The organism is Thermocrispum sp., assembly GCF_002919275.1.
Classification (GTDB): Bacteria; Actinomycetota; Actinomycetes; order Mycobacteriales; family Pseudonocardiaceae; genus Thermocrispum; species Thermocrispum agreste.
On record NZ_PKFA01000004.1, the window covers coordinates 1 to 7,432 of the forward strand.

Genomic DNA, 7,432 nt, shown 5'->3' on the forward strand with positions numbered 1-7,432 from the left:
ACGCCGTTGTTCGGACCGATCGCACTTGCCCGGCCATCTGTACCGCCAGTGCCCCCGTCGAAGCTGCTTGCTCAACGTCATCTTGGTCGGGCTGCCAGCGCAGCGGTTCCGGGGCGCCGGGTACGTCGAACACGGTCTTCGACAGCGCCTTGCAGGCTTCTTCGCGCCACCGGAACGTCAACGCCTCGTAGAACTCGTCCAGCCGCGTAGTCAGCGCCTTCGAGTATTCGTCGGCCGTGAGGTATGTGGCCATGTCCACCCCCTTCTCCCGCCCCCAAGCAACCCGACCCTAACCGAGCACCGGAATTTTCGAGGAGTTTTCGCGAATTCTGCGAAATTCGCCCGGCCGGTACATCGACACATTTCTCTCGGTCCGTGCGTCGAGTTTGCGCACGTCGGAGGGGTGACATTTGCTTCGCGGCGGCACGGCCGTCCCGCGTCAGTCGGCGTCTTCGTTCGCGCGTTTTCGCGTCAGTCGATAGGTCAGCACGGCGAGCACGACACCGATGATCACGCCGAAGGAATTCATCGCCCAGTCGTTGGTGTCGCACGAGCGGCCGATCGCAGGAATCAGAGCCTGCACCGCTTCGATGGCCGCCGACAGGCCGATGCCCGCGGCGAGGACACGTCCGGGGCGCCGCGCCGCGAGCGCGGTGAAGTACGCGGGCGGAATGAACAACGCGACGTTGGCCAGAAGCTCGACGCTGCCCAGGGCCGGCCACGAGAACTGCACCGCGCACACCTGATCCAGGCGGCGGGACTCCGGGATCAGCGTCAATGCGACCACGGGCACCAGCGACAGTCCGGCGAGGATCCACAAGACAACGGCGCGGTGGCGCGCCAGGTAGCCGAGCAGGACACACACCAGCGCGACAAGAACCAGCGCCACCGGGACGAGTGCCGCGTTGTCCAGGAGAAAGTTCGTGATCATAGGTGCGGGCAGCCTAGCTCGTCCGGCGCCGCCGAGCTCGCCGTCAACGAGCGGTCGTGCGCTGTTCGATCCCAACCTCGGTTCGACGAAGGCTACTGAGCGCGGACAGCGCCACTGTGGCGTGGCACGATGCGTGTGTGGACACTTCTCGAGCCGTTGAACTGTGCTTGTCGGCCCACCGACGAGTGTTGAAGACGTTGGCCGATCTCGACGACGACACGGTCCGTCAGCCGAGCCTGCTGCCTGACTGGACGGTCGGGCACGTGGTCACTCACCTGGCACGCAACGCGGACGGACATGCGCGGCGACTCGAAGCGGCGCTGCGCGGTGAGGACGTGAAGCGCTATCCGGGTGGCGAGGCTCAGCGCGAGCGCGAGATCGAAGAAGGCCACGCACGCCCGGCGCAGGTGATGGTCGAAGACCTGCGGACTTCGCAGGAAAGGCTCGAGGACGTGTGGAGACGGTGCGCGGAGCGCGGGTGGACGTTCGATGTGCCGGACCGCGACGACGATTGGCCGCTGCCCGACAGTCCGAAGCGTCGGCTACGGGAGACGGAGCTCCACCACTCGGACATGGGGCTGGGCTACACCCCGCAGGACTGGCCGGCGGAGTACGTGGCGTGGGAGTTGGCGACGCAATTGCGCGCATTGCCCGGGAGACTGCAGCCAGGGGACGACCTGCGTCTGCTCACCGGGTTGACCGGCCGTGCGCCGTGGCCCAGCACGCTTGAGCTCGGCCCATGGTGAGTTCGAGCCTGGTCGGCTCGGTGCGGAGGCGGGCAGCGCGGGCGGCGTTCGCGAGTCTGGGGCGCGCCTATCGCTGGTGGGCGCTGCGCCGCCGAGTCACGGATCCTTCGCGGGTGGCCGCCATCGCGCTGAAGCAGATCAGGTCCTCGCGCTACTGCCTCGTCGTGACGGAGTCCGACAGGGGACCGACGGCTCGAGTCGTCGAACCTTTTCCGCCGGCAGCGGACGGCACGATCAGGTTCGGAACGGACCCGTCGTCACGCAAAGCACGGGATGTTCTCCGCTCAGGGCGATGCCTGCTGGTGTATCAGGACGACCGGCGACGCAGCTGCGTCACGGTCGACTGCGCGGCGACACTGGAGGACTGGCCCGAATCCGGGTCTCCCCGTTTCAAGGCCATGTGGACGGCGTTCTGGCCCAGTGGCCCGACTCCGCAGAATTACGTCGTGGTGGCCTGCAAGCCGCGGTTCATGGAGATTTGGCACGGGACTGCCGTCGTCGCCCCGGAGCCGTTCGGCAGGCGGTCGTTCCAACTCCGCCGTGTTGGCGGGAGCTGGATAGCGGACGAAGGCGACGACGGGCCGCAACAGCAGTCCTCATCGTGCAAACCTTGTTGACCATAGGTTCGCAGTCGCATCGCTGAGCACGCGTGCGTCGAACCGGCCCGTAGCGTCGATCGTGTCGTCGGCAGATGCCACGTCAGATGTCGGCGGGGCCGAATCACGGCGGATGCGATCGGAGTGCTGATGGCTACTGGGAACATTGCCAAACGAGTGGGTGGCCTCGCGGCTGCAGGTGCCGTGGCGTTTGGTGGTTTGGTTGCCGGCGCCACGCCTGCCCTGGCCGATGGGCCGGGGCCGGGCATCAACCGCGTGTGCCTCTTCGTCGATTTCGACGTCACCGTGAAGTGGACGTTCGACGGTCTCCAACCCCGCTGGGCTCATTTCCCCGCCTCGTTGCCGTTCGAGAATCAGTGCGTCGACGTGAACTGGGTCGACAAGCCAGGAACGATCACGGTGCACCAAGGCGACGAGAACGGTGCGGAGTTCGGCCGCGCCGAGGACTACGATCCGGCCGAAGGTGCGACCATCGTCATCTACGGCGACGAGGACAACCCGCAGGCGCACATTCACACGTAGTCGGCACCGCTCGCGGGCTCGCCTACTTTCCGGCGAGTTCGGCGACGACGGGTGCCAGTGCCTCGGCGGCCAGGGAGCCGATGACGAAGTAGGTGAAGCCGTACTCCGCGCGCCTGCGCAGGATCTCCTCGCCGGCTGCTGCCGGATCGACCGGCAGGGCGAGCAGAGAGTCGGCCGCGTGCAAGGCCGCGGGGTCGGTGTCGGGTCCGGTCATGAACGGCTCGACGACATCCCCGACGACCGGCACGTGCAGCGCCAGTTCGACGTCCGCGCCGGAAAAGCTCGCCGCGAGTTCGCCCACCACCGCCCGGGAGTCCGCGGGCAAGCCGACGATGGTGACGATGTCGGCCAGCTCGGCGGCCACCGCCCTGGCCTTCGGTCCACGAACTGCCATCGCCACCGGCGTGCGGACGTTCTCGCCGTCGAGCTCCCGCAGGGACCTGACCGCTTCGCGGACGTCGTCCACGCGCTGACGCGGGGGTGCCGCATCATCGCCGAGTTCACGCAGCTCGTCCTCGATTCCCGGTCGGCCGGTACCGATGCCGAACTCGAAGCGCCCGTCGGTGAGCAGGGACAACGAATGCGCTTCCCACGCCACGCTCCACGGAGGCCGATACGGCGAGGCGTAGACCCACGTCCCGACGTGCATGTCGGTGAGGGTGGCGGCGACCGCCAACGTGGGCCCTGGTGCCGGCAGCATGCGGATGTCCGGCATCAGCAGCGTGGAGAATCCGATGTCGGCCATTCGCCGCACGTCGTCCCGCCACGCGCGGATGTCCGTCCTCGGTGGCGTGACCACCCCGAAGCGAAGCGGCCGGTTCGCGTTCCGGTCATGCATCGGCGCTGTCCTCTCTGTCCGTTCGCAGAAGTAGACCCGTGTGCGCGGCAAAACTCGTCGGTCAGGCACCGGGGAATCGGGCGCAGTTGGTGAATCACGCACCGCTGCGCCGGCTGCAGGACCGGTGCCCACAGTCTTGCGCAACGCCTGCAAACCCTGGCGCAACGCCCACCTCGCCATTCGGCGTAACCCGCGCGACGCGCGTTGACCAGGGATAACAGCATCCGTAGCTTTCCGGTCTCGAATTGATAACGCCGATCCGCAGGAGTGAGTCAAGATCATGCGCAAGACGTTCGCCGCGGCATCCGCGGTCGCCCTGATCGCCACCGCGGCGGGAGTGTCCGTGGCGTCCGGGGAGCCCGAGGCCGCCGGCGAGGCTGCTCAGAAGTGCGCCAACCCGACGCAGACGTGGTCCACCAGCGATGGTGGTGGACCCGTGAGTGCCGACGGAGAGGGCGACGGCAAGGACTACTACGGCAGCCCGAACCTGTGGAACGACAACGGCTCGGTGTCCCAGAGCATGGGCGTGTGCTCGTTCGACTCCTGGTACGTCGACGCCACCGCCAGCGACTCCGGTGACGGTGCGGTGTTGAGCTACCCGAACATGCACAAGGACTGGCACGACTGGAACAGCGGGTCGGAGCCCAGCCTCGACAGCTTCGAGCGCATTCCCACGCAGTTCGCGCACGAAGCCCCGGAGTCGGGCACGTGGAACTTCGCCTACGACGTGTGGATCAACGGGGTGGGCAACGGTCCCGGCACCACCGAGCTGATGATCTGGACCGAGTACAACGGGCAACGGCCCGCCGGTGAGCTGCAGAAGACGGTCACCGTCGATGGCGCCGAGTGGGAGCTGTGGGCGAACGAGAACAACGAGATCGTCTCGTTCGTGGCGAAGTCGCCGCAGACCTCGGGTGAGCTGGACATCAAGGCGTTCACCGACCATCTCACCGAGGCGGGCATGCTCAAGTCCGACTCCACCCTCGGCCAGGTCGGCTACGGCGTGGAGATCGTCGACACCGCGGGACAGAAGCAGCGGTTCGACGTCACCGACTTCCAGGTCGACGCCTACTGACCGCAGGGAGAGACGAGCCCGGTGACCGACGGATGGGCGGTCACCGGGCTCGTCGCGTCCAGCTTCTCGTCGCGCTCCCGCACGGCGGATCGCCGAGCCTGACTCGTGCCGCTGTGGCACGATGCCAACGGTTCCGGCGTAGATGGGAGGAGCCGATGAGTCACCCGGTCGAGCAGCCCGTTCGCGGCCATCGCCTGGCTCGGATGATCGGGCGCGACCCGCACCAGGAGCACCGGGTGGCCACTCCACTGGAGCTGCTGTTCGACCTGGTGTTCGTGGTCGCGTTCTCGCAGGCCGGAAGCCAGATGGCGCATCTGCTGGCAGAAGGCCGCACGGCCGCCGCGCTGGCCGGGTTCGGGTTCGCCACGTTCGCCATCTGCTGGGCGTGGATCAACTACTCGTGGCTGGCGTCCGCGTACGACAACGACGACCTCTTCTTCCGCGCCGCCACGTTGATCGTGATGGTCGGCGCGCTCATCCTCGCGCTGGGGCTGCCCGAGGCGTTCCGGTCGATCGACGAGGGCCAGCACCTGGACAACCGGGTGGTCGTCGCCGGCTACATCGTGATGAGGGTGGCGAGCCTGGCGCTGTGGCTGCGCGCCGCCGCCCACGACGAGTACCGCAGGCGGACGTGCCTGACCTACGCCGCCGCGATCGGGATCGCCCAGGCCGGGTGGGTCGTCGTGCTGGTGATCAACCCGCCGCTGGACGCGTTGTGGCTGCCGTACCTCGTGCTGGTGGCGATCGAGCTGGCCGGGCCGATGACGGCCGAACGGCAGGGCCGTCCGACCCCGTGGCATCCGCATCACATCGCGGAGCGGTACGGCCTGCTGGTCATCATCACGCTCGGCGAGGTCGTGCTCGGCACGATCACCGCGATCTCCGCGGTGGTTCAGACGCAGGGCTGGTCGACCGAAGCTGTCCTGGTCGCCTGTGCGGGCACGGTGCTGGCGTTCGGGTTGTGGTGGGTGTACTTCACCCTGCCGTTCGCCGAGCTGCTCGAGCGCTACCGCGACCGGGCGTTCCGGTGGGGCTACCTGCACATCGTGATCTTCGGCGCGCTGGCCGCCACCGGTTCCGGGCTGCATGTCGCCGCCTACGTGATCGAGCGTGAGGCGCACGTCGACACCACCACCGCGGTGCTCGCCACGGTCATCCCGGTGCTGGTGTACCTGGTCGTGCTCTACTTGATCTACACGCTGCTGCTGGCCAAGGTCGACGGGTACCAGGCCGTGCTGTTCGCCGGAGCGATCGTCGCCCTCGTGCTCGCTGTGGTGGTCAGTACCGTCGGCGCGACGTTGGGGGTCTCGCTGCTGGTCACCGCCGTGTGTCCGATCGTGATCATCACCGGTTACGAGGTTCGTGCCCGGCGGATCGCCGCCAGTCAGGGCTGACTGTGGCGCGTGGCCCGTCGGCTCGACAGCATCGGGAGCTGTCGGTCGACGGCATGGGCCTCGGCATGGCCGATGAGGCCGGTGCAACCGCGACGGGTTGCGCCGCGTGTCCCTCAGCGGTACGGGGACTGAGGTCGAGCTCCGAACGAGTACGTCAGGAGCGGTCGAAGTCCGACGAACACGTCATGAGTGGTCGACCTCCCGCCGCACGAGCTCGGTGAAATCCTTGATGGCCGCGTCGGCGGCGGCGCGGTCACCGGTCAGCGCCATGTCGAACAGCACGCCGCGGCCCATCGCCAAGCACAACCTGGCCAGCCGCGCGGCGCGGTCGGGAGTGGTGATCCGCTCGAACGCCTGCGTGAAGCCGGACAGCCACGCGTCGGTCAGCACGGTGCGCAAGGTTTCCGCATACGGCTTGCGGTACATCGCGTGCGACGACAGCTCGTAGAACAACGGCGCGAACACCTCGGCCGTGTCGGCGATGTGACTCCAGTAGCGCGCGCCCGCCTCCATCGGGTCGGAGGCTTCGTCGACGAAGCGTTCGAGCGCTTGCCGTTCCGCTTCACACACGCGCTCGATCACCGCGGTGAGCAGCTGCTCGCGCGAGCCGAAGTGGTAGTTGAGCATCCGGTTGCTCGTGCCGACTCCCGCCGCCAGCGTGCGCATGCTGGTGTCCAGCACGCCGTGCTGCATGAACCAGGCGACGACCTTGTCGAGCAGCACCTCCCGCGGGTGCTCAGTCCGCTTGTCCGGCATCCTCGGCCGCCCGGGCGATGCCCTCCGCCTCCTGCGTCATGAACCGCCGGGCCTTGCTTCCGTAGAGCTTGCGGGCCAGCCAGGCCAGCGGGCCGGACCACGTCATGGTCAGCACGATCCGGGTGCCCTCCGGCGTTTCTTCCAGTCGGTGCGAAGCCGTCGAGCGCACGCCGGGTGCCGGGGACTCCCAGGTGAACAGCGTGGTCGGCTGCCACTCGGTGACCTGATAGACCGCCTTCGGCAAGCCGGGCTGTCGGACCTCGAACTTGGCGCCGACGCCGACAGGTCCGTCGGCGTGCAGGCGCGTGACCTTGTCGAATGTCGGCAGCAACGCCGGCCAGCTCTCGACGTCACTGAGCACCGGCCAGATGTCGTGCGCGCTCGCCTTGGTCGTACGAGCCACCTCGATCATGTAACGAATGATACATCGCCGGAGAGGTGGCTTGCCTCGGCCACGGTCGAGTGGCGCTCAGGCACATATCAGACGGCAAGGTGATCGGAGCAGGCGCGCAACTCGGCTTGCTCCACGCGGCTCGACTTCGCGGTCTACTGG

Annotated in this window: 9 protein-coding genes; 4 read left to right on the forward strand and 5 right to left on the reverse strand. The window is 67.7% G+C overall.

Annotation, left to right across the window (positions count from 1 at the left end; genetic code table 11):
- On the reverse strand, nt 1–253 hold a 253-nt coding region (locus CXP56_RS01165), incomplete at its 3' end, for a hypothetical protein (protein ID WP_286899251.1).
- A 186-nt stretch (nt 254–439) separates the two neighbouring features.
- The gene (locus CXP56_RS01170; protein WP_286899253.1) at nt 440–889 is read right to left on the reverse strand and encodes a VanZ family protein; all 450 of its coding nucleotides are present in this window, start codon (nt 887–889) and stop codon (nt 440–442) included.
- A 179-nt stretch (nt 890–1,068) separates the two neighbouring features.
- On the opposite strand from CXP56_RS01170, the gene CXP56_RS01175 reads away from it, so the two are divergent.
- Both CXP56_RS01175 and CXP56_RS01180 read left to right on the forward strand, forming a co-directional pair.
- A complete protein-coding gene (locus CXP56_RS01175; protein ID WP_502694554.1) occupies nt 1,069–1,677 on the forward strand; it encodes a maleylpyruvate isomerase N-terminal domain-containing protein in 609 nt (202 codons plus the stop codon).
- Between the two features lie 746 nt (nt 1,678–2,423).
- The gene (locus tag CXP56_RS01180; RefSeq protein ID WP_156914576.1) at nt 2,424–2,816 is read left to right on the forward strand and encodes a hypothetical protein; all 393 of its coding nucleotides are present in this window, start codon (nt 2,424–2,426) and stop codon (nt 2,814–2,816) included.
- 22 nt (nt 2,817–2,838) lie between these two features.
- On the opposite strand, the gene CXP56_RS01185 is transcribed toward CXP56_RS01180, so the two are convergent.
- The gene (locus CXP56_RS01185) at nt 2,839–3,654 is read right to left on the reverse strand and encodes an LLM class flavin-dependent oxidoreductase (RefSeq protein ID WP_286899257.1); all 816 of its coding nucleotides are present in this window, start codon (nt 3,652–3,654) and stop codon (nt 2,839–2,841) included.
- Between the two features lie 280 nt (nt 3,655–3,934).
- Here CXP56_RS01185 and CXP56_RS01190 point away from each other — a divergent pair, with 280 nt between their 5' ends.
- On the forward strand, nt 3,935–4,729 hold the full coding sequence (locus tag CXP56_RS01190) for a GH12 family glycosyl hydrolase domain-containing protein (protein ID WP_286899259.1): 795 nt from the start codon (nt 3,935–3,937) through the stop codon (nt 4,727–4,729).
- A 155-nt stretch (nt 4,730–4,884) separates the two neighbouring features.
- On the forward strand, nt 4,885–6,123 hold the full coding sequence (locus CXP56_RS01195) for a low temperature requirement protein A (RefSeq protein WP_286899260.1): 1,239 nt from the start codon (nt 4,885–4,887) through the stop codon (nt 6,121–6,123).
- A 183-nt stretch (nt 6,124–6,306) separates the two neighbouring features.
- On the opposite strand, the gene CXP56_RS01200 is transcribed toward CXP56_RS01195, so the two are convergent.
- Together CXP56_RS01200 and CXP56_RS01205 are read right to left on the reverse strand one after the other, a co-directional pair.
- Nucleotides 6,307–6,846 (reverse strand): TetR/AcrR family transcriptional regulator, encoded by a 540-nt coding sequence (locus CXP56_RS01200; RefSeq protein WP_286899261.1) that lies wholly within the window; start codon nt 6,844–6,846, stop codon nt 6,307–6,309.
- A gap of 13 nt (nt 6,847–6,859) precedes the next feature.
- Nucleotides 6,860–7,291, reverse strand: a complete 432-nt coding sequence (locus CXP56_RS01205) for an SRPBCC family protein (RefSeq protein WP_052344429.1) — start codon at nt 7,289–7,291, stop codon at nt 6,860–6,862.
- Nucleotides 7,292–7,432: the final 141 nt, after the last annotated feature.

Bases quoted from the DNA above. Each gene is read 5' to 3' on its own strand.
- CXP56_RS01195 (WP_286899260.1), top strand. From the start codon at position 4,885: ATGAGTCACCCGGTCGAGCAGCCCGTTCGCGGCCATCGCCTGGCTCGG.
- CXP56_RS01185 (WP_286899257.1), bottom strand. From the start codon at position 3,654: ATGCATGACCGGAACGCGAACCGGCCGCTTCGCTTCGGGGTGGTCACG.
- CXP56_RS01180 (WP_156914576.1), top strand. From the start codon at position 2,424: ATGGCTACTGGGAACATTGCCAAACGAGTGGGTGGCCTCGCGGCTGCA.
- CXP56_RS01205 (WP_052344429.1), bottom strand. From the start codon at position 7,291: ATGATCGAGGTGGCTCGTACGACCAAGGCGAGCGCGCACGACATCTGG.
- CXP56_RS01190 (WP_286899259.1), top strand. From the start codon at position 3,935: ATGCGCAAGACGTTCGCCGCGGCATCCGCGGTCGCCCTGATCGCCACC.